This is a genomic window from Mesorhizobium sp. WSM3873 (assembly GCF_001672445.1).
In the GTDB taxonomy this organism is placed as follows: Bacteria; Pseudomonadota; Alphaproteobacteria; order Rhizobiales; family Rhizobiaceae; genus Mesorhizobium.
In genome coordinates, this window is sequence record NZ_LYTM01000001.1 from 23,270 (window position 1) to 47,583 (window position 24,314).

At 64.7% G+C, this 24,314-nt stretch carries 19 protein-coding genes; 17 read left to right on the forward strand and 2 right to left on the reverse strand.

What is annotated here, in order from left to right; all coding sequences use genetic code 11:
• Positions 1-203: 203 nt before the first annotated feature.
• Complete coding sequence (locus A9K71_RS00115) at positions 204-785, reverse strand: TetR/AcrR family transcriptional regulator (RefSeq protein WP_066989382.1); 582 nt, start codon at positions 783-785, stop codon at positions 204-206.
• A 177-nt stretch (positions 786-962) separates the two neighbouring features.
• Here A9K71_RS00115 and A9K71_RS00120 point away from each other — a divergent pair, with 177 nt between their 5' ends.
• From A9K71_RS00120 to A9K71_RS00170, 11 genes are all read left to right on the forward strand, one after another.
• Positions 963-1,277: a hypothetical protein gene (locus A9K71_RS00120; RefSeq protein ID WP_245299489.1), complete on the forward strand. Its 315-nt coding sequence runs from the start codon at positions 963-965 to the stop codon at positions 1,275-1,277.
• Positions 1,271-4,465: a multidrug efflux RND transporter permease subunit gene (locus A9K71_RS00125; protein ID WP_066988906.1), complete on the forward strand. Its 3,195-nt coding sequence runs from the start codon at positions 1,271-1,273 to the stop codon at positions 4,463-4,465. The genes A9K71_RS00120 and A9K71_RS00125 overlap by 7 nt, the downstream gene beginning before the upstream one ends.
• 14 nt (positions 4,466-4,479) lie before the next feature.
• The gene (locus A9K71_RS00130) at positions 4,480-5,634 is read left to right on the forward strand and encodes an efflux RND transporter periplasmic adaptor subunit (protein ID WP_066989384.1); all 1,155 of its coding nucleotides are present in this window, start codon (positions 4,480-4,482) and stop codon (positions 5,632-5,634) included.
• Between the two features lie 160 nt (positions 5,635-5,794).
• Positions 5,795-6,487, forward strand: a complete 693-nt coding sequence (locus A9K71_RS00135) for a GntR family transcriptional regulator (protein ID WP_066988908.1) — start codon at positions 5,795-5,797, stop codon at positions 6,485-6,487.
• Positions 6,488-6,514: 27 nt separating this feature from the next.
• Positions 6,515-7,618 carry a mandelate racemase/muconate lactonizing enzyme family protein gene (locus tag A9K71_RS00140; protein WP_066988910.1) on the forward strand — a complete coding sequence of 368 codons (1,104 nt, stop codon included), beginning with the start codon at positions 6,515-6,517 and terminating at the stop codon, positions 7,616-7,618.
• A gap of 325 nt (positions 7,619-7,943) precedes the next feature.
• Positions 7,944-9,608, forward strand: coding sequence for an ABC transporter substrate-binding protein (locus tag A9K71_RS00145; RefSeq protein ID WP_066988912.1), 1,665 nt, complete (start codon positions 7,944-7,946; stop codon positions 9,606-9,608).
• A gap of 70 nt (positions 9,609-9,678) precedes the next feature.
• Positions 9,679-10,632, forward strand: a complete 954-nt coding sequence (locus A9K71_RS00150; protein WP_082980280.1) for an ABC transporter permease — start codon at positions 9,679-9,681, stop codon at positions 10,630-10,632.
• Complete coding sequence (locus A9K71_RS00155; RefSeq protein ID WP_066989388.1) at positions 10,629-11,513, forward strand: ABC transporter permease; 885 nt, start codon at positions 10,629-10,631, stop codon at positions 11,511-11,513. The genes A9K71_RS00150 and A9K71_RS00155 overlap by 4 nt, the downstream gene beginning before the upstream one ends.
• Positions 11,506-13,527, forward strand: coding sequence for an ABC transporter ATP-binding protein (locus A9K71_RS00160; RefSeq protein WP_245299490.1), 2,022 nt, complete (start codon positions 11,506-11,508; stop codon positions 13,525-13,527). The genes A9K71_RS00155 and A9K71_RS00160 overlap by 8 nt, the downstream gene beginning before the upstream one ends.
• Positions 13,528-13,854: 327 nt before the next feature.
• Entirely contained in the window at positions 13,855-15,177 is a 1,323-nt protein-coding gene (locus A9K71_RS00165; RefSeq protein WP_066988916.1) for a homoserine dehydrogenase, read from the forward strand.
• A 124-nt stretch (positions 15,178-15,301) separates the two neighbouring features.
• Positions 15,302-16,801 carry an FGGY family carbohydrate kinase gene (locus A9K71_RS00170; RefSeq protein WP_066988919.1) on the forward strand — a complete coding sequence of 500 codons (1,500 nt, stop codon included), beginning with the start codon at positions 15,302-15,304 and terminating at the stop codon, positions 16,799-16,801.
• Here A9K71_RS00170 and A9K71_RS00175 read toward each other — a convergent pair.
• Entirely contained in the window at positions 16,791-17,753 is a 963-nt protein-coding gene (locus A9K71_RS00175; RefSeq protein WP_066988921.1) for a sugar-binding transcriptional regulator, read from the reverse strand. The two genes, A9K71_RS00170 and A9K71_RS00175, sit on opposite strands and share 11 nt — an antisense overlap.
• 238 nt (positions 17,754-17,991) lie before the next feature.
• Here A9K71_RS00175 and A9K71_RS00180 point away from each other — a divergent pair, with 238 nt between their 5' ends.
• The 6 genes from A9K71_RS00180 (at position 17,992) to A9K71_RS00205 (ending at position 24,157) form a co-directional block, all read left to right on the forward strand.
• Entirely contained in the window at positions 17,992-18,978 is a 987-nt protein-coding gene (locus A9K71_RS00180) for an ABC transporter permease (protein WP_066989390.1), read from the forward strand.
• Positions 18,979-19,091: 113 nt separating this feature from the next.
• On the forward strand, positions 19,092-20,030 hold the full coding sequence (locus A9K71_RS00185) for a sugar ABC transporter substrate-binding protein (RefSeq protein WP_066988923.1): 939 nt from the start codon (positions 19,092-19,094) through the stop codon (positions 20,028-20,030).
• 27 nt (positions 20,031-20,057) lie between these two features.
• On the forward strand, positions 20,058-21,566 hold the full coding sequence (locus A9K71_RS00190) for a sugar ABC transporter ATP-binding protein (protein WP_066988925.1): 1,509 nt from the start codon (positions 20,058-20,060) through the stop codon (positions 21,564-21,566).
• A gap of 108 nt (positions 21,567-21,674) precedes the next feature.
• Positions 21,675-22,439 (forward strand): SDR family oxidoreductase, encoded by a 765-nt coding sequence (locus tag A9K71_RS00195; RefSeq protein ID WP_066988928.1) that lies wholly within the window; start codon positions 21,675-21,677, stop codon positions 22,437-22,439.
• A gap of 12 nt (positions 22,440-22,451) precedes the next feature.
• The gene (locus tag A9K71_RS00200) at positions 22,452-23,237 is read left to right on the forward strand and encodes a glucose 1-dehydrogenase (RefSeq protein ID WP_066988930.1); all 786 of its coding nucleotides are present in this window, start codon (positions 22,452-22,454) and stop codon (positions 23,235-23,237) included.
• Positions 23,238-23,425: 188 nt separating this feature from the next.
• Positions 23,426-24,157 (forward strand): helix-turn-helix domain-containing protein, encoded by a 732-nt coding sequence (locus A9K71_RS00205; RefSeq protein WP_066988931.1) that lies wholly within the window; start codon positions 23,426-23,428, stop codon positions 24,155-24,157.
• Positions 24,158-24,314: the final 157 nt, after the last annotated feature.

The following is a 24,314-nucleotide window of genomic DNA, read 5'->3' on the forward strand; positions in this document are numbered from 1 at the left end:
AAATCGAAGCCCGCTGCCTCCTCCTCCCGGCAGCGGGCTTTTTCTTTGCCTATACTTAAGCCGAGCGCCCCTCACCCGGATATTGCCTTGCAATTCGGGGAATTCGACTTCTCCCCGAGGGAAGAGGAGATCGTTGGTGCCGCCCCAAACCTCTGCTCCCCTCGGGGAGAAAGGTGGCCCGAAGGGGCGGATGAGGGATGTGGTCAGCGTGCCCGGAACGAGGCGATCAGGCTTTCGGCCATGCGCACGAACTGCGCGCTCGGGCCCTCGGCGCCAACGCTCTGCATCGAGACGCGCGCGCCTTCGAGCAGCAGCGATAGCGTATCGGCGAGCAGCTCGGCCTGGCCGATGCCGGCATCGCGGCAGAGCGCAACCAGCTTTTCGCGCTGGGCTTCCTTCAGTTCCTTGATGACGCGCCGTGCCGGGTGATCGGTCTCGGTGAGCTCGACGGCGGCATTGGCCATGTCGCAGCCGCGACTGTCGGCGCTGAGCAGTTCCGAAGCTTTGCGGACCCAGGCATGCAACTGCGCGAGCTTGTCGCCGGGATGCTCGGCCTCGAACTCGTCCCATATCCTTGAAGCCTTTGCCGCCGTGGCGCGCAGGCATTCGATGATCAGATCGTCCTTGGATTCGAAGTGACGATAGAGCGTCATCTTGTTGGTGCCGGCAGCCTCCGTGATGGCGTCGACGCCCACACCCTTGATGCCGTGCTTGTGGAACATGTCCTGCGCCGTTTCCAGGATCCGATCCCGGGGGCGGGAACGCTCCGCAACGCCGTCAGTCATCATGCTCTCCTTTCGTCCGTTTCCCAAAAAAACCGAGGTCACCTCTTGACTAGGGTGTTACCGGTCTGTAACTTTCAAATGTTACTTACTGGTAACACCTATATCGCTCCCCGTCAAACGACAAGGCCCACCGATAGAGCCCTGCCAGAGTGAGATAGGACAGAAAACCTGCCTGTCATGCGGCTTCGGCCGGTGAAAACGAGAAAAAAGCGGTCCGTGATCATCCGATGCGGGCCGCAGCAAGGAGCCGCTCCTATGCAAAAGCGCAAAGACCTGACGATCGACGAAGCCATCCGGGATCCGATGATCCGGCTGGTGATGAAGGCTGATGGGGTCGATCCCAACGCCTTCGAACGGATGCTGCGCTCGCGCGCCGCGGAACAGGCGCCGGACGATGTCCTGCCATCCTTCCTGGAGGATTCCGGTTCCGTCCGGGCCCGGCGCCTGCGCCATTTTGCAAAAGCGTTCGGCGAGGCATCCGCGTCATGGTGAACTTCTTCATCCACCGCCCGATCTTCGCGTCGGCGATCGCCATCATCATGGTGCTCGCCGGTGCGATCGCCTATTTCCTGCTGCCGGTCTCGCAGTTTCCTGACATCACGCCCCCGCAGGTCGTGGTCAGCGCCCATTATCCAGGCGCCAGCGCGCAGGTGGTGGCCGATACGGTCACCACGCCGCTGGAGCAGCAGATCAACGGCGTGCAAGGCATGACCTATATGTCGTCGACGAGCTCGAATGACGGCTCCTCGACCATCACCATCACATTCGACGTCGGCTATCCGCTGAGCACGGCGGCCGTCGACGTCCAGAACCGCGTCTCGCAGGCCGCATCCTCCCTGCCGGCCATCGTCAACCAGGGCGGCGTCACGATCAAGAAGCAGAACCCGAACTTCGTTCTGATCGTCGACCTCACCTCGCCCGACGGCTCGGTCGATCCGGTGGCGCTGAGCAACCTCGCCTATCTCCAGGTCGTCGATCCGCTGAAGCGGCTGCCCGGCGTCGGCGACGTGCAGATTTTCGGCGAACGGCGCTATTCGATGCGCGTCTGGCTCGATCCGGACAAACTGGCCAATCTCGGCATCACCGCCGTCGATGTGCAGAACGCCATTTCCGAGCAGAACGTGCAGGTGGCGGCGGGCAAGATCGGCCAATCGCCGGCGCCGGCCGGCACCGCCTTCGAGATGCAGGTCAATGCGGTCGGCCGTTTGAGCGACCCGAAGGAATTCGGCGACATCGTCGTGCGCGCCAACTCGCAGAACGGCTCGCTCGTGCGTCTGCGCGATGTCGCCCGCATCGAGCTCGGCGCGCTGCAATATTCGTCATCGGCCTTCTTCGGCAAGGACCCGACCGTGGTGCTCGCCGTCTACCAGATGCCCGGCTCCAACGCGCTCGACCTGCAGCAGCGGGTCAAGGACAAGATGCAAGAATTGTCGGCGCGCTTCCCGAAGGGCGTTCACTACGCCATGCACTACGATACGACGCGCTTCGTCTCGGCCTCGATGCATGACGTGCTGATCACGCTCGGCGAAGCGCTGGTGCTGGTGGTGGCTGTCGTCTTTATCTTCCTGCAGAGCTGGCGCACCACCATCATCCCGACCATCGCCATCCCGGTGTCGTTGATCGCGACGCTGGCGGTGATGTACATGCTGGGCTTCTCGCTCAATATGCTCTCGCTGCTCGGCATGGTGCTGGCGATCGGCCTTGTCGTCGACGACGCCATCGTCGTGGTCGAGAACGTCGAGCGACAGCTGGAGGCCGGCCTCAAGCCGCTCGCCGCGACGCGCGCGGCGATGGCCGAAGTGACGGGCCCAATCATCGCCACCACCGCGGTGCTAATGGCGGTGTTCATCCCGGTCGCCTTCATTCCCGGCGTTTCGGGACGGCTCTACAACCAGTTCGCGCTTACTGTTGCGATCTCGGTCGGCATCTCCGCCTTCAACTCGCTGACGCTGAGCCCGGCGCTGAGCGCCGCGTTCCTGCGCCATCGCGGCGAAACGCAGTTCGTGCTGTTCCGCTGGTTCAATGCCGGCTTCGATTGGCTGTCGCATGCCTACGCGCATGGCGTGCGCATTCTGATCCGGCTGCGCTGGGCCATGCTCGGCCTGTTCGCGGCGGGCCTGGTCGCCACCTATTTCGTCTGGCAGAAGCTGCCCTCGACCTTCCTTCCGGTGGAGGATCAGGGTTATTTCTTCGTCGTCATCCAGCTGCCGGACGGCGCTTCGCTGGAGCGCACCGACGCGGTGGCGCAGAAGGCGCGCGACATCCTGCAGAACACGCCCGGCGTCGACATCGTCGGCTCGATCAGCGGCCTGAACTTCCTTACCAGCGCCGCGCAGTCGAACTCGGCGGTGGAGTTCGCCATCCTGAAGCCGTGGGACGAACGCGGGCCAGACCAGAACGCATCGAAGCTGGTCGCCGAGGTGCGCAACAAGTTGCTGCAGATACCGGAGGCGTTTGCGCTCTCCTTCGATCCACCCTCGATCCCGGGCCTCGGCACGACCGGCGGCTTCGAATTCCAGGTGGAAGACCTTTCGGGCCGCGGCAGCGCCGCGCTCAACGAGGTCACGCAGGCGCTGATCGCGGAAGCACGCAAGCAGCCGGAGCTCAATCCGCAGCAGCTGTTCTCGTCCTTCTCGACCTCGACGCCGCAGTTCAACTACGACCTCGACCGCAGCAAGGCGAAGCTGCTCGGCCTCAACCTGCCCGACGTGTTCAACACGCTGCAGATCTATCTCGGCTCCCTCTACGTCAACGACTTCAACCTTTTCGGCCGCGCCTTCCGGGTGACGATCCAGGCCGACAAGGACGCGCGCGGAAACGCGAACGACATCTCGCGCCTCTACGTGCGCAATGCGTCCGGCGGGATGGTGCCGCTGAGCACACTGGGCAAGCTGGTGCCGATCGTCGGTCCCGAGACGGTGCCGCATTACAACAACAATGCATCCGCCCTCATCAACGGCGGCGCGGCGCCGGGCTTCTCGTCCGGACAAGCAGTCGCAGCCATGGAGCGGGCGGCCGCAAACGTGCTGCCGCGGGATTTCGGCTATGAATGGACCGGCATCACCTATCAGGAGCTCCAGGCCGGATCGATCGCCTCGATCGTGTTCGGCCTGGCGATCGTGTTCGTCTTCCTGATCCTGGCGGCGCAGTATGAAAGCTGGGCGATGCCTTTCATGGTGCTGCTTGCCGTGCCGCTCGCTTTGTTCGGCGCCTTCGTCGTGCTCTTGCTGCGCGGCATGCAGATCGACGTCTACTCGCAGATCGGTTTCGTCATGCTGATCGGCCTGGCGGCGAAGAACGCGATCCTGATCGTCGAGTTCGCCCGACGGCGCCGCCAGGAAGGCCTGACCATCGTCGAGGCGGCGATGGAAGCCGCGCGGCTGAGGCTGCGGCCGATCCTGATGACCGCCTTCGCCTTCATCCTCGGCGTGCTGCCGCTGATGTTCGCGACCGGCGCGGGCGCCGCCAGCCGGCAGTCGATCGGCACCACCGTCTTCGGCGGCATGGTGGCGGCGACGATCCTGTCGCTGGTCTTCGTGCCGGTCTTCTACGCGGTGATCGAGAAGCTGCGCGAGCGCGGCGGCGAGAAGGAATCTGACGCGGGGCCTCACCATGCCCCGCACCAACAAGACATTGAACCGACCGCCGAGCCCGTCCGGCTCGCCCAGGCGGCCGAATAGGATTGGAGACCAACATGCGTAAATGGAAAATCGCTTTGGGAACGGCGGTCGCGCTGGGCGCAATCTCGGTGGCAAGCGTGCACCTGCTCGACATGGGCAATCTCAGCCTCAGCGCCAGCACGGCGGGCGCGGCACCTGCGCCCAAGGCCTTCGTCATGCCGGTGCCGGTGGTGAACGTGGTCAAGAAGACGCTGCCGATCTATCTCGACTACGCCGCGCGCGTCGAGCCGATCCGCAACATCACCCTGCAGGCGCGCGTGCCGGGCTATCTGCAGGAGCAGACGGCGCAGGACGGCAGCGACGTCAAGCAGGGCGACCTGCTTTACCGGATCGCGCCCGAGGACTACCAGGCAGCGCTCGACCAGGCGAAGGCGCAGGTGCAGCGCGACGCGGCAGCGCTCGATTACGCGCGGTCCAATCTCGGCCGCGGCACCGACCTTGCCAAGGCCGGGTACCTCGCCAAGGACAGCTTCGACCAGCGCACCAGCAACTTGCGCACGGCCGAAGCCGCCCTTGCGGTCGACCAGGCGGCGGTGCGGACGGCCGAGCTCAATCTCGGCTATGCCGAGATCAAGGCACCGTTCTCCGGACGGATCGGCCGCAACCAAGCCTCGGTCGGCACCCTGGTGAGCGTCGCCGGCACGGTTCTCAACACGCTGGTGCAGCTCGACCCGATCTACGTCACCTTCAATCCGAGCGAGACCGACCTCGTCCAGATCGAGCAGGCGAAGGCCAACGGTCCGATTGCGGTCGACGTGCTGTTGCCCGGTGAGACCGAGCCCAGCCAGAAGGGCCAGCTCACCTTCATCGACAACACGATCGATCATTCGACCGGCACGATCACCGCGCGGGCGACGATCGGCAACGCCAAGTTCGCGCTGCTGCCCGGGCAGTATGTGCGCGTGCGGCTGCATGTGAAGGAGCAGCCCAATACGCTGATGGTGCCCCAAGTGGCGCTGGGTTCCAGCCAGCTCGGCAAATATCTGTACGTCCTCGGCAAAGACAACACCGTAGACCAGAAGCTGGTGTCGCTCGGCCCGACCGACGGCGATCTGATTTCCGTCACCTCAGGCATCTCCGAGAGCGACCAGGTGATCACCGGCAATTTGCAGAAGATCGGACCCGGAATGCCGGTTTCTCCCTTGCCGGAAACGAAACCGGCCAGCTGATAATCCCCCATCAGTCCCGGTCCGACGGCGCCCTCGACACCCACATCGAGGGCGCCGTTTTGTTTGCGCGCCTGCCATCCGCGAAAAAACGATAGCCACCCTCTTGTTGGATTGTCGACAATCTGCTTGTCTTGCAGTCGGTTCATCCGGAGTGGCCCACATGTCAAAGCTGGATTTCAGTCCGATCGCGGATACGACGCGCAGGGCCGAGATCGTCGCGCTGCTCAGGCGCGCCATTCTGGCCGGCCAGCTGGAGCCTGGGCAGAAGCTCAACGAACTCAGAATTTCCGAGCAGATGCGGGTAAGCCGCGCGCCGCTGCGCGAGGCGATGCGCGAGCTGGTGCAGGAAGGTATCCTGACCAGCATTCCCTATGCCGGCACCTTCGTCGTCGACGTCGCCGCCAAGGACATCGTCGACGCCTATTCCCTCAACAAGGTGCTCGACGACTTTGCCATCGAGCTCGCCTGGCCGCAGCGCGACCAGCGCTTCTTCGACGAGCTCGACCGCCGCCACGAAGCGGTGAAGCAGGCGACACGGGCGCTCGACACCACGCGCCAGATCGAGACGGCCCTGCAGCTGCACGGGCTGGTCTATGAGTGGGCCGACAATTCGGTGCTGCTCGAAACCTGGCAGCGGCTGACCAGCCGACTGCAAATGTATTTCGCGCTGCACCAGCGTGCGCGCAACGAGCCGGTGCCGGCCGAGGACCTGCACGAAACCTATGTGGCGTTGCTCAAGGGCACGGACATGCGCGCCGCCCAGCGCCATGCCCGCGAGCATATCGACAACGATTTCGAAGCGCTTCTTGCCTATGCGCGCAGCCTCGAAAAGCGCGCATCGAAGGGCGCCTGACAAACCCGCGGACAAACGGATACAAACGTGAAGATCAAGAGCATAAAAGCCTACCATGTCGTGCAGCCCTTCGTGGACGGGCCCTACCGCATGTCCAAGGGCCGGGTCGCCGACTGTTTCGATGCGGTGATCGTCGCCATCACTTCCGACACAGGGGTGACCGGCTGGGGCGAGATGGCGCCGCTCGGCAATTTCTATTCTGCCGCGTTTCCGGCGGGAACGCGCGCGGGCGTGCCGGAGATCGCGCCGCATCTCATCGGCCATGACCCGCGCGGGCTGGCCGGCATCGGCAGGTTGATGGACACGGTGTTCAAGGGCCATCCCTACGTCAAAGCCGCGCTTGACATGGCTTGCTGGGATCTCGCTGCCCGTGCGGCCGACGTGCCGTTGGTAGCGATGCTCGGCGGCCGCGAGAGCGAGACGGCGCAACTTTACCGGGTCGTGACCCACGGCACGGTCGACCAGATGGCGGCACTTGCCAAGCGCATCGTTGCCGAAGGCTACCATCGGCTGCAGGTCAAGGTCGGCGGCAATGTCCGCGACGACATCGAGCGCGTGAGCGCCGTCGCATCAGCCGTGCCGAAGGGCACGGTGATCTTCTGCGACGCCAATGCCGGCTGGACGCCCTACCAGGCGCGCCAGTTCGCCGACGCCACGCGCGGCATCGACTACACATTCGAGCAGCCCTGCACGACGATCGCGGAGAATATGTCGGTGCGCCGCATGCTCGACAAGCCGATGGTGCTCGACGAGTCCGTCACCTCGCTGGGTGAGATGCTGGAAATCCAACGCCTAGGCGCAGCCGATGGGCTGACGCTGAAGATCTCGCGCCTCGGCGGCGTGACGCAGACGCGGCTGATCCGCGACGTCGCCGTCGATCTCGGTTTCATGATCACCGTCGAAGACACCGGCGGCGCGGAGATCGACACCGCCGCGATGGCGCATCTGTCGCTGTCGACGCCGGAAGAGCGCCGTCTGCATGCGATCGCCTTCCACGAATGGGTGACGGTGCGCACCGCCTCCAACAAGCCGCCGGTCGCGGGCAGCCGCATGGGCATTCCCGACGGCCCCGGGCTCGGCATCGACGTGGTGCCGGACCTGCTCGGCAAGCCGTTCTTCGAGATCGGCTGAGATGAAGATCGGAAGCAGCGCGGCAACGCCTATCCGGCTAGCAGGCTTTTCGCTGACCTGAACTGGGAGATCGCCAAAAGGAAAGGAGACCGGCAAATATCGAATCGAGGCGGCCACGATTTCGATCGGGGCTGCACGCCCGAGCTAGGCATGCATCAAGAAAATCTGACTTTTCCGCTTCAAGGAGCGGATGGACCGGACCAAACTGCATGTTACAGTTCGTTCGACTGAATTCTTGACGATGGCCGGGACCGGAGAACTCCACGGAACGTCGTCAACCGGAATGCACTCGCCAACCACAAGAACTGGGGAAGGGTTTAGACCCATGAGCAAGAACTACCGCGTCCTCGATCTCATCCGGCGCAACCGCACGCCGCTCGAAAATCACCTCATCGACGGCCTCATCGACGGCCGCGTCAGCCGCCGCGATTTCGTGCGCCACGGCAGCCTGCTCGGCCTGTCGCTGCCGCTTCTCGGCCGCATCGGCATGGCCGCCGGCTTCGGCGCCGCGCCCTCGCTTGCCCGCGCCCAGGGCGCGCCGGGCGCCACCATCCGCGTCGGCAGCAGCGTGCCGGCCGCCGCGATCGACCCGGTCACCATCGCCGACGCCGGCGGCCTGCTCGTCATGCAGCAGGTCGCCGAATTCCTCTGCGTCGACGGCCCCGACCTGGTGCTCAAGCCGGCACTGGCCGAAAGCTGGAAGCCGAATGCCGATGGCTCGGTGTGGACCTTCACGCTGCGCAAGGGCGTCAAGTTCCACTCAGGCGGCGAGATGAAGGCCGAGGACGTTGTGGCCAGCATCGACCGGCTTGCCGATCCCGCCAACTCCTCCAACGCGCTGTCGGTGTTCAGCGGCATCCTCTCGAAGGGCGCCAGCAAGAAGGTCGACGACTACACGGTGGAATTCCATCTCGACGCGCCGAACGGCAACTTCCCCTATATGCTGTCGTCCGACAACTACAACGCCGTCATCATCCCGGCGAGCTACAAGGGCGATTACGAAAAGAGCTTCGACGGCACCGGACCGTTCAAGCTGGAGAAGTACACGCCCAAAGTCGGCGCCTCCTTCGTTCGCAATGAGAACTACTGGGGCGAAAAGGCCCTGCCGGAGCGCACCGAATTCACCTTCTTCACCGACATCCAGCCGCAGATCCTGGCGCTACAGGGCGGCCAGATCGACATCATCAATCAGATGCCGGTGCTGGCGGGCGTCGCCGTCCTCAACGACCCGAACGTGAACGTCATCAGCCTGAAATCGTCGGCGCATCAGCAACTGCATCTACGCTGCGACGACGGTCCGATGAAGGACCCGCGGGTACGCCGCGCCATCGCGCTCAGCATCGATCGCAAGAAGTTGGTCGCCGGCCTGATGAAAGGCCGCGCCCAGGAAGGCAATGACAGCCCGTTCGCCGGGGTCTATCCGTCGACGGACACCAGCGTGCCGCAGCGCGAGCAGGACATCGCGCAGGCCAAGCAGCTGATGGAAGCGGCCGGCGCCGGCAAGGGGTTCAAAATAACGCTGACCACCGAGCGCTATCTGGAAATCCCCGAATACGCGCAGCTGATCCAGAACTGGGTCAAGGAGATCGGTATCGAGCTCGAGCTCAACATCCTCGACCAGAGCGCCTATTACGGCGATGCGGTGTTCGGCAAATCGAACTGGCTGGATTCGGTGATGGGCATCACCGACTACGGCCACCGCGGCGTGCCGAACGTCTATCTCGCGGCGCCATTGAAGAGCGAAGGCACCTGGAATGCCGCGCATTTCAAGAACAAGGACTATGACCAGCTGGCGACCAGCTATATCGCGGCCCTCGACCTCGAGGCGCAGAAGGCTGCAGCCGGCAAGATCCAGAAGCTGCTGCTCGAGGAAACGCCGGTGATCTTCGGCTATTTCTACGACTACCTGACTGCGACGGCGAAAGGCGTGGCGGGCGTGCAGCCCACCGCCATGTCGCAGCTGTTCCTCGAAAAGGCTTCGAAAGCCTGACGCGAGGGAGCAAGCTTATCCCTGACAGCCGGCTCTCGACGGAGAGCCGGCTCCAATAGGAGTATTCGCCATCCTCGGCTTCCTCACCCGGCGCCTGGCTCTGTCGCTCGTGACGCTGTTCCTGCTCAGCGTCATGGTGTTCCTGGGCGGCCAGGTGCTGCCCGGCAATGTCGGGCGCGCGATATTGGGGCCGTTTGCCGACCAGCGCGCCGTCGACGCGCTCAATCACTCGCTCGGCGTCGACCGGCCGCTGCTCGTCCAGTACGGAAGCTGGATCTGGAACTTCCTTCATGGCGACATGGGCACGTCCTACATTTTCCGCGCGCCGGTGGCGCCCTTCGTCATCGACGCTTTGGGCAATTCGATGAAGCTGGCGCTCGTCGCCTTCGTGCTGGTGGTGCCGATCGGCATCCTCGGCGGTGTCATCGCCGCGCTCAACCTCAACCGGCCGCTCGACCGCATCATCAGCCTCGGCGGATTGTCGGTGACGGTGCTGCCCGAGTTCGTCACCGGCATCATCCTGATCCTGATCTTCGGCGTCTGGCTGCGCTGGCTGCCGATCGCGGCGGCCTGGCCGAAGGGTGCCGGCGTCTTCACCCAGCTCTATTATCTCATCCTACCGTCGCTGCCGCTGTTTCTGGTGCTGTTCGGCTATATCGCTCGCATGGCGCGGTCGGGGATGATCGAGGCGCTCGATTCCGACTATACGCGCACCGCGGTGCTTAAAGGTCTGCCGTGGCGCACGGTGATCTGGCGGCATGTGCTGCGCAACGCGCTATTGCCGACCATCACCGTCATCGCAACCCAGACCGGCTACCTCATCGGCGGCCTTGTCGTGATCGAGACGCTGTTCCGCTACCAGGGCATCGGCTCGCTGATCTTCACCGCCGCCCGCGGCAAGGATTTTCCGATGCTCGAGGCCGGCATCCTCACTATCGGCATCGTCTATGCTGTGGCCACATTGATCGCCGATTTCCTCTATTCGGTGCTCAATCCGCGCATCCGGCTGGGAGCGGAGCAATGAGCGCGACAGACACACCCGCGAACCTGCCACCACCGGACGCCGCGACACAGCGCAGCCCCTGGGGCGAGGTGCTGCATTCGTTGTTGCGATCGGGGACCTTCCTGACCGGGCTAGGCATCGTCCTGTTCTGGATCGTCTGCGCGCTGTTCGGCGAGCATTTCGTCCCTTACGATCCGCTTGCCGACGACATCATCAACGCGCTGGCGCCACCGTCGGCCGAGCACTGGTTCGGCACCGACCAGATCGGCCGAGATGTCTTCTCGCGGGTCATCGTCGGCTCGCGCGATATCCTGACGGTGGCACCTTTGGCCACGATTCTGGCGACCATTGCCGGCACCGCGCTCGGGCTCGTCATCGGCTATTTCCGCGGCATCGTCGACGATATCGTCAGCCGTATCCTCGAAGCGTTCATGGCAATCCCGGTGGTGATCATCGCACTGCTCGCCATCGTTGCGCTCGGCACCTCCAAGATCACCGTCATCGTTGTCATCGGCTTGAGCTTCGCACCGATCATCGCCCGCACGGTGCGCTCGGCGGTGCTGGCCGAACGCGAGCTCGATTATGTCGCGGCGGCAAAGCTTCGCCACGAAGGCGCGCTGCACACGATGTTCGTCGAGATCCTGCCCAACGTGATCCCGCCGATCCTGGTCGAGACGACAGTGCGTCTCGGCTATGCGATCTTCGCCGTCGCCACGCTCTCCTTCATGGGCTTCGGCATCCAGCCGCCCTCGCCCGACTGGGGACTCTCGATCTCCAGCAATTACGGCATGATCGGCGGCGGCTTCTGGTGGACGGTGCTGTTCGACGCGCTGGCGATCGCCTCGCTGGTCATCGGGGTCAACCTGGTGGCCGACGGGGTCCATGGAGCGTTCAATGACTGACAGGAACGCGCTCGAGCTCAACGATCTCTCGGTCGCCTATCGCGTCGGGCGCCGCAACCGGGCGGTGCTGCGCAATGTCAGCTTCAAGATCGGCCGCGGCGAGGCCTATGGGCTGGTCGGCGAATCCGGCTGCGGAAAGTCCACCGCGGCGCTGTCCGTGGTCCGATACCTGCCGCGCAACGGCTCGATCACCGGCGGCTCGATCGCGCTCGACGGCCAGGATGTGATGAAGCTCGATGCCGAGGCGCTCAGACGCGCCCGCGCGGAAAGTGTCTCCATGGTCTATCAGGATCCCGGCAAGGCGCTGAATCCATCATTGCGCATCGGCCGCCAGCTCACCGAGATCTTCGAGCTTGCCGGCATGTCGGGACAGGCGGCGAGCGACAAGGCGATCGCGATGCTCAATCTTGTGCGCATCTCGGATCCGGCCAGTGTCATGCAGCGCTACCCGCACCAGCTTTCCGGCGGCATGCAGCAGCGCGTGGCGATCGCGATGGCCTTGGCCAACGACCCCTCGATGCTGATCCTCGACGAGCCGACGACGGGTCTCGATGCCACGGTCGAAGCCGAAGTGCTCGACCTCATCGCGCAACTGCGCCGCGAGCTTTCGGCCTCAATCCTGTTCATCAGCCACAACCTCGCCGTGGTCTCCAACATGTGCGACCGGGTCGGCGTGCTCTATGCCGGCATGCTGGTCGAGGAAGGCTCGACCAAGGACGTCTTCAACGATCCGCGCCATCCCTACACGGTCGCCTTGCTGCGCTGCCTGCCGCGCGGCGGCCAGCGCAAGGACCAGGGCCGGCTCGACACGATCCCCGGCTTCCTGCCCGGCATCGGCGCTACGATCGTCGGCTGCGCCTTCGCCGACCGCTGCGCGCTGGCGACGGAGCGCTGCCGCAGCGAGCCGCCGCCGCTCTATGAGCTTGGAGGCGGCCGGCTGTCGCGCTGCCACTATCACGACAAGGCGCAGTCGCTGCCGCGCGCGACACCCGCCGAAATTGCCGCCGTCGCGCCGAAGCAGGCGCCGCCCGTGCTGCAGGTCGAGGGACTGAACAAGACCTATGCCAGCCATGGCCGTGCATTGAGGGCGGTGAAGGACGTTTCAGTCAGCCTCCGGCCCGGCGAAACGCTCGGGTTGGTCGGGGAGTCCGGCAGCGGCAAGACCACCTTCGCCAGGCTGCTGCTCGGCCTCGTGCCGCCGGACGAGGGCGGCAGCATCGAACTGGAGGGCAAGCAGTTGGCGCCGCGGCTTGCCAGCCGCTCGGAGGAGCAGGTCAAGGCGGTGCAGATCGTCTTCCAGAATCCGGATTCGGCGCTCAACCGTTCGCATTCGATCCGGCATATCCTCAGCCGCGCTTTGAAGCGGCTGGGCGGGCTCACCGGCAAGTCGCTGGAAACGCGCCTCGAAGAGCTCGTCCGCTCGGTGCGGCTCACCGACCGGCATCTGGCCGTCAAGCCGCGGCAGCTTTCGGGCGGTCTGAAGCAGCGCGTGGCGATCGCCCGCGCCTTCGCCGGCGATCCGCGCATCGTCGTCTGCGATGAGCCTACCTCGGCGCTCGACGTGTCGGTGCAGGCGGCGATCCTCAACCTCTTGGCCGACCTGCAATCGAAGCAGGACGTCAGCTACATTTTCATCTCGCACGACCTCGGCGTGGTGCGCTATCTGTCCGACAAGATCGCGGTGCTCTATCTCGGCCGCATCATGGAGTTCGGACCGTCGGAAGCGGTGTTTTCCGGCCCGCATCACCCTTACACGGAAGCTCTGTTGTCGGCCGTTCCGAAACTCGACCGGACGGAAAGCTCGCGCATCCGCCTCGACGGCGAAATCCCGAGCGCGGCCAACCCGCCCACGGGTTGCGTCTTCCACACGAGATGTCCGCGCAAGATCGGCGCGATCTGCGAGACGCAGGAGCCGGAACTAAGCGAGGCCGAGCCCGGGCACACAATCCGCTGCCATATTCCTTTCGCGGAGTTGGCAAGGCTGCAGAAGCCGAGGGCCGTGGAGCCGGCATAGTCGCCGCCAGAAAGCGGCCGCGCCTGCTGGATTCGCTGCGCCGATGGCTGGCGCAGGGCGGCAAGCGCGCTGACACCATCGCGCTGCCCCGTTAGGGACGTCCACAACGTCCGGCCGGGCGGAACCTCGTTTCGAACGCCGCATAGGGCTCCCTCGCGCCTTCCCTCTATCCTGCCGGACATTCCCTCTCCCCGCATCGTCAGTCTCGTTTGAGCTCAATCCTAAGACACCGCCGAAATGTCGGTTGAAATATTTTTCAAACGGTCATAGGAATGTTCAAAGAGTGATTGCGGCGCGGGCGGCGCGCCAAGGACCGGAGGAAGCGACATGTCCCATCCGCAATTCGCAGCGGAACTCCTGCAGCGCGCTGAGAAACAAGGACCGATCACCATCGGTCTCGCCGGCGCCGGACAGATGGGAACGGATATCGTCGTTCAGGTCGCACTTATGCCGGGCATGCGCATCGGCGCCATTTCGGAGGTCAGGCCGCAGGCGGCGATCGATGCGGCGCTGCTTGCCGGCCATGACCGTTCCGATATCGTAGAGGCGCCCAATGCCCCGGCCATCGATCGCGCCATCGAGGCCGGAAAGATCGCGGTCACCGAGGACCTGCATGCGCTCGCCGCCGCCGGCCGCATCGACGTGATCATCGACGCAACCGGAAATCCCAACATCGGCACGCTGTTCGCGCTCGAGGTGATGAAGAACGGCAAGCATATCGTCATGCTCAATGTCGAGGCCGACATCACCATCGGCCGGTTCCTGAAGGAAGAGGCGCGCAAGGCCGGCGTCGTCTACACAGGTGCGGCCGGCGACGAGCCTGCCTGCACGCTGGAGATCATCGGCTTCGCCAAAAGCCTCGGCTTCAATATCGTTGCCGCCGGCAAGGGCAAGAACAATCCGCTGAAGTTCGACGCCGTGCCGGCCGACTACGAGAAGGAGGCGGCCGAGCGCAACATGAATGCGCGCATGCTGGTCGAGTTCGTCGACGGCTCGAAGACGGCAATCGAGATGGTGGCGATCGCCAACGCGACGGGACTGGTGCCCGACGTGCCGGGCATGCACGGCCCTACCGCGACGCTAGAAGAACTAGCCAGCGTGCTCTGCCCGCGCGAGGATGGCGGCGTGCTTCATCGCAAGGGCGTTGTCGACTATTCGATCGGCAAGGGCGTCGCGCCCGGCGTGTTCTGCATCATCGAAACCAAGCATCCGCGCGTGCTGGAGCGAATGATCGACCTCAAGGTCGGCAGGGGCCCCTATTTCACGATCTTCCGGCCCTATCACCTCACCAGCCTGGAAGTGCCGCTCTCGGCGGCGCGCGCCGTGGTCTACAAGCGCGCCGACATGGAACCGCTCGACCATCCCGTGGCCGAGGCGGTGGCGGTGGCCAAGACCAGTCTCGGCACCGGCCAGTCGCTCGGCATGATCGGCGAGAACGACTACCGCGGCTTCGCCATGACCTGGGAAGATGCGCGCGCCAAGGGCGCGCTGCCGCTCGGGCTTGCCGAACGCGCCAAGGTGGTGAAGCCGGTCAAGGCCGGCGACTTCCTGACCTATGAAAACTGTGTACCCGACGATTCGATGGTGATAACCCAGATCCGCCGTCGTCTCGACCAGTCGGACGGGCGGTTCGTAACCAACGCGGCCTAAAGCGCGTCGCGCGGGAAACGGATCCAGGCGACGCGCTTTAGGTCCTTGTTTTTATGCATGTCGTTTTCGCAAAACCGCTGCACACTTTTGCGCGACATGCTCTAACCCTCCGGATCCCAGCCTGATGGACGATGTGGTAATCGGGATCGACGCCTCGACGACCGCCGTGAAGGCGATCGCTTTCGCGCGCGACGGCTCGGAGCTTTTCCAGGCACGCGAGACCTATCCGCTGTCCAATCCGGCGCCCGGCCATTTCGAGCAGGACGCCGAGCATTGGTGGGCAGCGCTGCTGTCGGCGCTGCAACAAGTCGCCAAGGCGATCGATGCCTCACGCGTGAAAGCCATCTCAATCGCGCACCAGCGCGAGAGCTTCACGCTGATCGACAACGCCGGCAAGCCGCTCATCCCCGCCATATTGTGGCTCGACGAACGCGCCCGCCGCCAGGTGGCGCGGCTTTCGGAAGAACTCGGCCGCGAGGCGATCCGCGACTGGAGCGGCAAGCCGCCGGACCCGACGCCGGCGCTCTACGCTTTGGCCTGGCTGATGGAGCACCGGCCGCAGGCGCTGGCGGAAGCGGCCGCGCTGGTCGACGTGCACGCCTTCTTCGTCCACCGGCTCACCGGGCGACTCGTCACCAGCACGGCGAGCGCCGATCCGCTCGGCCTACTGAACATCGCGCATGGCGTTTGGCACCCGAGGCTGGTCGAGGCGGCGGGACTGCGGCCGGAGCAACTGCCGGAGCTCGCAGCCCCTGGCGCGGTCTGCGGCACGTTGTCGGAAAGCGTCGCGGCGGCGATCGGCCTGAAGGCCGGCACGCCGGTTATTGCGGGCGCCGGAGACGGCCAGGCGATGGGCCTCGGCATGGGAGTCTACGGGCCCGGCAAAAGCTATCTGTCGTTGGGCTCAGGCGTCGTCAGCGGAAATTATTCGGGTACGGTGACAACGTCGGATGCATTCCGCACGCTGGTTTCGCCGACCGGCTCCGGCTTCATGCTGGAGACGGTGCTGCGTTCCGGCATGCAGTTGGTCGACTGGATCGTGCGCACCACCGGCGCGCCTTCGGCCGTGGTGCTGGAGAGAGCTGCGAAGGAAGTCGCGCCAGGCAGCGACGGATTGCTCGTCATGCCCTATTGGGCCGGCGTCATGAGCCCTTACTGGGACGGCTCGGCGCGCGGCGCTATCGTCGGCCTGTCGCTCGATCACGAGCCAAAGCATCTCTTCCGCGCGGTGCTGGAGGGCATAGCGCTGGAGCAGGCGATCGCCACCGAGGCGATGGAGGAACAGACCGGCAAGGCCGACGCGATGATCGCGGCCGGCGGCGGCACCAATTGCGCACTGCTGATGGAAATCATGGCGAGCGTGCTCGAGCGCCCGCTCTTCGTCTCGCCGGTCAACGAAGCAGCGGCGCTGGGAGCCGCCATGCTCGCGGCCTCGGCAATCGGCTGGTTCGCGTCACCGGAAGAAGCGGCAAAGGCGATGGCGGCACAGCCGACACGTCAGGTCGATCCTGTCGAAGCGCTGGTTCCGATCTACCGCGCGCGCAAAGAAGTCTACCGTGACCTTTATCATGCGACACGCGACATCCACACGCGGCTCGGCGCGATTACCGGAACTACCGGCTAAGCAGCCCCTTGGCCGCGTCTTCGTCGGTGATCAGCACCGAGACCTTCGTATTCGCAAGTGCGGCGCGCATGACGGCGATCTTCTCCCGCCCGCCCGACACCAGGATGGTGGTCGGAATGTCGGAGAGATCCTGCAGCGGGTAGGCGCAGACGCGGCGGTTGACCTCATGGTCAACGATGCGACCCTCGGCATCGATGAAGTGGCAGAGGATATCGCCGACCGCGCCCGCCGCCTGCAATTCCTCCAATTCGCTCGGCTTGATGAAACCGTAATTGGCGATCGGGCTGTCGTTGGAAAAGGAGCCGACGCTGAGCACGGCGATGTTGGCGCGCCGCGCCCTAAAGACCACATCCTGGACGCTGCGCTGGCTCATGAAGGCATCGCGCTGCTCCGGCCTGTCGGCATAGACGGGCACGGGCAGCAGATAGCATTCGGCGCCGATCTTCTCGGCGAATTCCCAGGCGCTCTCGGTCGGATTGAGCGGCTGCGCATGGGTGAGGCCGCCAAGCATCGAGACCACGGTGGTCCTGGCGATCGGCCGCCTGGGCAATTCGTTGATGGCGAATTTCAGCGTCCTGCCCCAACCCAGTGCGATAACGTCGCCCGGATTGACGTTGTCGGCGAGATAGGCGGCGGCGGCATGGCCGATCATCAGTGGCGCGTTGCTCCGGTCGGCGGCCGACGGCACAACCACCGCCTGGCTGAGGCCGAAGCGCTGCTTCAGGCTTTCCTCCAACTGCACGCATTCGACGACGCTGTCGCGAATGCGGAACTGGACCACGCCCTCCTCGCGCGCGGCCGACAGAATCCGGTGCACCTTGATACGGCCGACGCCGAGGATCTCCGAGATCCGCTCCTGCGTCAGCCCTTCGACATAATAGTGCCAGGCGGCTCGGGCCTTGAGCTCGGCATCCGGAAAACGCGAGACCTTGTCGTTCTCGATCACCGCCATGCTTTATGCCTCCGTATGCGCTCGACTTCCCTATGGCAAACTGTCGGTTCACGCAAACTGCCGCCGAATGGCTGCGCGGCACTTGACAATTTTCTGATGAACGTTTTAGCTGAACAAAATTGCAGATCAAAGATAAATTGTTCACAAGGGAGGATGCCTGGTGAACAAGAGCGGAAGGCAAGGCACCCTGCCCGCTGACGGAGGAGACGAAGTGGCCGTGAGCAACGAGACGAGCGAGTTGAAGGCTGGCACCGGCGCCGCGCAGGCCGCTTCCGGTGCGAAGCTTTCGGCGCTGTTTGCCGGAACGATGGGACCACTGATCGGGCTGGTGCTGCTGTGCCTGGCGCTGGCGCTGACCACCGACACCTTCCTGACGGTACGCAATATCCTCAACGTGCTCGACCAGGTGACCGTCCTCGGCATCATGGCGATCGGCATGACGCTGGTCATCCTGATCGGCGGCATCGACCTTTCCGTCGGCTCGGTGCTGGCGCTGGCCTCGATGGTGATGGGCTATGTCGCCTATCCCGACTATCTCAATCTCGGCGTCCCGGCGGGCATCGCCGCGGCGCTCGTCGTCGCCGCCCTCTGCGGCCTGGTGTCGGGCCTGCTGGTGACGGTGACGAAACTGCCGCCCTTCATCGCGACGCTTGCCATGATGTCGGTGGCGCGCGGCCTCGCCAACATGATCACCGACGGCTCGCAGATCGTCGGCTTTCCCGACTGGTTCACCAACCTCTCCATCGTGCGCCACTTCGGCTTCCTGTCGGTCACCGTCGGGCTGATGATCGTGCTGGCGATCGTCTTCGCGATCTTCCTCAATTACCGCGCCACCGGCCGCAGCCTCTACGCGATCGGCGGCAGCGCCGAGGTTGCCCGCCTCTCCGGCATTCCGGTGAAGTCGCTGACCAACTGGGTCTACGCAATCTGCGCACTGCTGGCGGGACTGGCCGGCATCGTGCTCGCGGCCCGGCTCGATTCCGTGCAGCCGAGTTCGGGCGTCGGCTACGAGCTTGACACGATCGCCGCGGTGGTGATCGGCGGTGCCAGCCTTTCCGGCGGCATCGGCTCGATCGGCGGCACGGCGATCGGCGTTCTCATCATCGGCGTGCTGCGCAACGGCCTCAACCTGCTCGGCGTGTCACCCTTCATCCAGCAGGTGGTGATCGGCGTGGTGATCGCGCTGGCGGTTGCCACCGATACCTGGCGGCGGCGCCGCCAATAGGAATTCGCCCGGATGTCCGGGCGGAACGGATCGGTCGATCCGAGACTGGGACTGTCCGGCCGAGGGCGCCGCGATGCGCAGGCGGACAAATTGAACACCAACGGAGGAAAAACATGCTGACCAAACGTTCACTGCTGCTTGCGGCCGCGGCCATTGTCCCGCTGCTCGGCCTGTCCGATGCCGCCTCGGCCAAGGACGCCAAGAAGCTCGGCCTCGCCGTCGCCAATCTGCAGGCGGACTTCTTCAACCAGATCAAGCAGTCGGTCGAAGCCTATGCCAAGGAGAAGGGCATCGAGGTCATCACCGTCGACGCCAAGGGCGATTCGGCCACGCAGGTCAGCCAGGTGCAGGACCTCGTCACCCAGAACATCGACGCGCTGATCTATATCCCGGCCGGCGCCACCGCCGCGACGGTGCCGACCAAGACCGCGAAGGCCGCCGGCATCCCGGTGGTCAATGTCGACCGCAACGCCGACGGCGCGCCCGGCGACACCTTCATCGCCACCGACAGCGTCAACTCGGCCAAGAGCGTGTGCGACTACATCGCCAAGCAGGCCGGCGGCAAGGGCGAGATGGTGATCATCCATGGCCAGAAGGGCACGACGCCGGAAGTCGACCGCTCCAAGGGCTGCGGCGAGGCGCTCAAGGCCTATCCGGATATCAAGGTGGTCGGCGAGCTCTGGAGCGATCAGTGGCACCAGGACGAAGGCTTCAAGCTGGCGCAGGACCTGCTGCAGGCCCATCCGAATGTCTCGATCATCTTCGGCCAGGCCGACGCGCTGGCTCTGGGCGCCGCGCAGGCGGTCAAGGTCGCCAACCCCGACCACAAGGTCTGGATCGCCGGCTTCGACGGCGACGTTGCGGCGCTCAAGGCGCTGAAGGACGGCGTGTTTGACGTCACCGCGACCCAGCAGACGCAGGGCATGGGCCGGCTAGCCGTCGATTCGGCCATCAAGATCGTGGCGGGCGAGAAGCTGCCGGCCGAGCAACTGCAGGACGCGACCCTGACCACCAAGGACAATGTCGCGCAATTCATCGAGAAGCATCCGTAAGGCGGCAACCGTTGAGAGAGCGCCACGATGTCCACTGAACCTCGCCATAGCGAAGGCCCGCATAACGGGCTCTTCGTCAACGGCCTCTGCAAGAGCTACGGACCGGTGCAGGTCCTGGCCGATGCGAGCTTCGAGGTGCGGCCGGGGGAGGTCGTGGCGCTGCTCGGCGAGAACGGTGCCGGGAAGTCGACGGTGTCCAACATCATCGCCGGTTCGACCAAGCCTGATGCCGGCACCATCATCTGGCGGGGGAAGCCCTATTCCCCCGCCAATCCCGCCGCGGCCATCGAGGCCGGCGTCGGCATGATCCATCAGGAATTGAAGCTGCTGCCGGACCTATCGGTGGCGGAGAATGTCTATGTCGGGCGGCTGCCGATGCGGGGCGGCCGCATCGACCGGGCAACCATGAACGCGAAGGCCTCGGCGCAATTGAAGCGCCTCGGCCTCGACGTCTCGCCGGAGCGCAAGGTGCGCACGCTGCGCGTCGCGGCACAGCAGCAGGTGGAGATCGCCAAGGCGCTGACGCTGAATGCCGAGCTTCTGATCCTCGACGAACCGACCGCCGCGCTCGGCGGCGAGGAGACGGAGCTGCTGTTCAAGCAAATTCGCAAGCTCAAGGCCGAAGGCATGTCCTTCATCTATATCAGCCACCGGCTGGACGAGATCGCTCAGATCGCCGACCGTGTGGTGGTAATGCGCGACGGCCGCATCGTCGCCCGGCACGAGCGCGCCGACATCCCGGTGCGTACGGTCGTCGAGCAGATGGTCGGACGCAGCGTCGAACGCATGTTCCCGAAGCTGTCGGCGCCGGGTACCGAGACAGTGCTCGAAGTCGAGAACCTGTCCTCGCCGGAGCGCAGCTTCAACAATGTTTCGTTCGCGGTGAAATCGGGCGAAATCCTGGGCATCGCCGGGCTGATCGGCGCCGGCCGCACCGAGCTGGTCAGGGCGATCGCTGGCGCCGATCCGATCTCGTCCGGCGCGGCGCGGGTCGCGGGCCGGCCTGTTCATCTCAGCGGCCCCGCGGCGGCGATCAGGGCCGGCGTCGTGCTGGTGCCGGAGGACCGTAAGGAACAGGGCGTCGTATTGGAGCAGACGATCGGCGAGAACCTCGCCATCGGCAATTTCGATCATGTCGCACCGAAGGGCTGGGTGTTTCCCAAAGCGGTTCAGAGGTTCGCCGAGGCCGGCATTTCGAGGCTCGGCGTCAAGGGTCGGCCGAACCAGGCAGTCTCAAAACTTTCCGGCGGCAACCAGCAGAAGGTGATCATCGCCAAATGGGTGTCGCGGCCGCCCAAGGTGTTCATCCTCGATGAGCCGACGCGCGGCATCGACGTTGGCGCCCGCGCGGCGATCTACGATGTCATCGCCGACCTCGCCCGCTCGGGCATGGCCGTGGTGGTGGTGAGCTCGGACCTCGAGGAGGTGCTGGGGCTTTCGCACCGGGTTCTGGTGCTGAGCCGCGGCCGCCAGCGCGGCATCCTCGATCGCGACGAAGCAAGCAATGTCGCCGTGATGGAACTCGCCACGAGCTGAGGGCACGGCAGATGGGAATAAAGCGCAGCAGGTGATAGCCTCCCAAGCACCGGACCGCGCGGGGCGCCAGCAGGGCTGGCGCCCCTTCTTTCAGGGAGAGGGAGAAAGATGAAACTGTTCGATATTGATGGCGACGTGGCGCTGGTGACGGGCGCCGGCAGCGGCATCGGTCAAGCGATCGCCATCGGTCTGGCGGAAGCCGGCGCCGATGTCGCCTGCTTCGGCCACAGCTCGAAGGGCGGTCTGGAAGACACGGCAGACAAGATCAGGGCGCTCGGCCGCAAGGCGCTGGTGCTGACCGGAACTGTCACATCGCAGAGCGATCTCGCGGCAGCGGTCGAACGCATCGAAAAGGAACTCGGCGCGCTGACGATCGCGGTCAACAATGCCGGCGTCGCCGGTGCCGAACCCGCCGAGACGCTGCCGATGGAGAAGTGGCAGAAGCTCTACGACGTCAATGTCAGCGGCGTGTTCCTGTCCTGCCAGGCCGAGGCGCGCGTCATGCTGCCCCGGCGCAAAGGCTCGATCATCAACATCGCCTCGATGTCCGGCTCGATCGTCAACCGCGGCCTGACGCAGGCGCACTATAATTCGTCCAAGGCGGCGGTGATCCACATGTCGAAGAGCCTCGCCATGGAGTGGGCCGATCGCGGCCTGCGCGTCAATGTGGTGAGCCCCGGCTACACGCTGACGCCGATGAACAAGCGGCCGGAGGTCGCCGAGCAGGTCAAAATCTTCGAGCGCGACACGCCGATGGGCCGCATGGCGACGCCTGAGGAAATGGTCGGGCCGACCGTGTTCCTGGCGAGCCGGGCCGCGAGTTTCGTCACCGGCATCGACCTCATCGTCGATGGCGGCTTCGTCTGCTGGTAGGAGAAAGAAAAAGTGCAGAAGCGTTTCGAAGGAAAGACGGCAATCGTCACAGGCGCCAGCGGCGGCATCGGTGCGGCCATGGCGAAGCGTTTCGCGGCGGAAGGTGCTGCGGTCGTGATCGGCGCCATTGATCCGCGCGTCGACGAGGTCGCCGCCGGCCTGAAGGCTGCGGGCGCGAAGGTCGCCTCGATGCGCATGGACGTGACGAAGAAGGACGAGGTCGAAGCGCTTTACGATCTCGCGGAGAATGAATTCGGTCGGGTCGACATTTCGGTGCAGAACGCCGGCGTCATCACCATCGCCAAAATCGAGGCGATGACGGAATCCGAGTGGGACAAGGTGATGGCGGTGAACACGAAAGGCGTGTTCCTGTGCTGCCAGGAAGCGATCGCGCGCATGCGCAAGCACGGCCAAGGCGGCCGGCTGATCAATACCGCGTCCGGCCAGGCGCGGCAGGGTTTCATCTACACGCCGCATTACGCCGCCTCGAAATTCGGCGTTGTCGGCATCACGCAGAGCCTGGCCAAGGAAGTGGCCAAGGAAAAGATCACCGTCAACGCCATCTGCCCCGGCATCATCGACACCGACATGTGGGCCTATAACGACACCGCATGGGGCAAGCTGCTCGGCGACTACAAGCCGGGCGAGCTGATGGCGGAATGGGTGAAGAACATCCCGATGGGTCGCGCCGGCAGCGGCGAAGACGTCTCGGGCCTCGTCAGCTTTCTCGCCAGCGATGACGCGGCCTACATCACCGGACAGACCATCAATGTCGACGGCGGCCTGATCATGTCGTGAGAAGGCCTGCGATGCGGTGAGTGACCGCGGCGCCAGCCTCACTGCGACCCAGGCAGCCGGGTCGCGACAGCCGATTTCAGCGCAGGTTCTGCGACATAAGACGGCTTGCCGCCGTGATTGCGCTCCTGTATCGCCACCGAATATGTTCACCTCGAGTGAAATAAATCGGCGGAAAGTTGAGGGGCGCCATGGCGAAAAAGACGACCGACACCAAGCCTTCCGGAGTGAGCGCCCAAGCCAAGCCGTTGCCGAAGAGCGTCTCGGCCGACGGACGGACCGTGCGAACCATCCGCGCGCCACTGACGCAGAATCCGCACGCCGTCCGCGACACGCGCGAGAAAGTGCTGGAGGTAGCGATCGGCCATGAGGTGCGCGCATTCCGCAAGAAGCTCGGCATCACCGTCGCCGATCTCGCGGCCGCCACCGACATTTCGCTCGGCATGCTGTCGAAGATCGAGAACGGCATCACCTCGCCGTCGCTGACCACGCTTCAGGCGTTGTCGCGGGCGCTCGGCGTGCCGGTCACCGCCTTCTTCCGCCGCTTCGAGGAAGAGCGCGCCGCCGTCTTCGTCAGGGCCGGCGAAGGCGTCGACGTCGAGCGGCGCGGCACACGCGCCGGCCACCAGTACAATCTGCTTGGCCATATCGGCGCCAACACCAGCGGCGTGGTCGTCGAGCCCTATCTGATCACGCTGACCGAGGACTCCGACGTGTTCCCGACTTTCCAGCATGCAGGGATGGAGTTCCTCTATATGCTCGAGGGCGAGGTCGTATACCGGCACGGCAGCAATCTCTATCCGATGAAGCCAGGCGACAGCCTGTTCTTCGACGCCGATGCGCCGCATGGGCCGGAAGAACTGACACAGCTGCCGATGCGCTATCTCTCCATCATCTGCTATCCGCAGAACAGCACGCCCTGACCAACCCGAACCCGGACATCGTTCGGTGACGCATTCGTCGAAGGTCCGACCTCGCGAAGCATTTCCATGGCATTTCCACCAGCTCGTGCCGGCGCTGTGCCGTCCGCGGTAGTTTTCCTGCAGGCAAATAGTTTTATCCACAGGCAATCCTGCGGCG

Excerpts from the sequence above, each read along its gene's own strand:
- A9K71_RS00115 (WP_066989382.1), bottom strand. The coding sequence starts at position 785 with ATGACTGACGGCGTTGCGGAGCGTTCCCGCCCCCGGGATCGGATCCTG.
- A9K71_RS00120 (WP_245299489.1), top strand. The coding sequence starts at position 963 with ATGCGGCTTCGGCCGGTGAAAACGAGAAAAAAGCGGTCCGTGATCATC.
- A9K71_RS00125 (WP_066988906.1), top strand. The coding sequence starts at position 1,271 with ATGGTGAACTTCTTCATCCACCGCCCGATCTTCGCGTCGGCGATCGCC.
- A9K71_RS00130 (WP_066989384.1), top strand. The coding sequence starts at position 4,480 with ATGCGTAAATGGAAAATCGCTTTGGGAACGGCGGTCGCGCTGGGCGCA.
- A9K71_RS00135 (WP_066988908.1), top strand. The coding sequence starts at position 5,795 with ATGTCAAAGCTGGATTTCAGTCCGATCGCGGATACGACGCGCAGGGCC.
- A9K71_RS00145 (WP_066988912.1), top strand. The coding sequence starts at position 7,944 with ATGAGCAAGAACTACCGCGTCCTCGATCTCATCCGGCGCAACCGCACG.
- A9K71_RS00155 (WP_066989388.1), top strand. The coding sequence starts at position 10,629 with ATGAGCGCGACAGACACACCCGCGAACCTGCCACCACCGGACGCCGCG.
- A9K71_RS00160 (WP_245299490.1), top strand. The coding sequence starts at position 11,506 with ATGACTGACAGGAACGCGCTCGAGCTCAACGATCTCTCGGTCGCCTAT.
- A9K71_RS00165 (WP_066988916.1), top strand. The coding sequence starts at position 13,855 with ATGTCCCATCCGCAATTCGCAGCGGAACTCCTGCAGCGCGCTGAGAAA.
- A9K71_RS00170 (WP_066988919.1), top strand. The coding sequence starts at position 15,302 with ATGGACGATGTGGTAATCGGGATCGACGCCTCGACGACCGCCGTGAAG.
- A9K71_RS00175 (WP_066988921.1), bottom strand. The coding sequence starts at position 17,753 with ATGGCGGTGATCGAGAACGACAAGGTCTCGCGTTTTCCGGATGCCGAG.
- A9K71_RS00185 (WP_066988923.1), top strand. The coding sequence starts at position 19,092 with ATGCTGACCAAACGTTCACTGCTGCTTGCGGCCGCGGCCATTGTCCCG.
- A9K71_RS00190 (WP_066988925.1), top strand. The coding sequence starts at position 20,058 with ATGTCCACTGAACCTCGCCATAGCGAAGGCCCGCATAACGGGCTCTTC.
- A9K71_RS00195 (WP_066988928.1), top strand. The coding sequence starts at position 21,675 with ATGAAACTGTTCGATATTGATGGCGACGTGGCGCTGGTGACGGGCGCC.
- A9K71_RS00205 (WP_066988931.1), top strand. The coding sequence starts at position 23,426 with ATGGCGAAAAAGACGACCGACACCAAGCCTTCCGGAGTGAGCGCCCAA.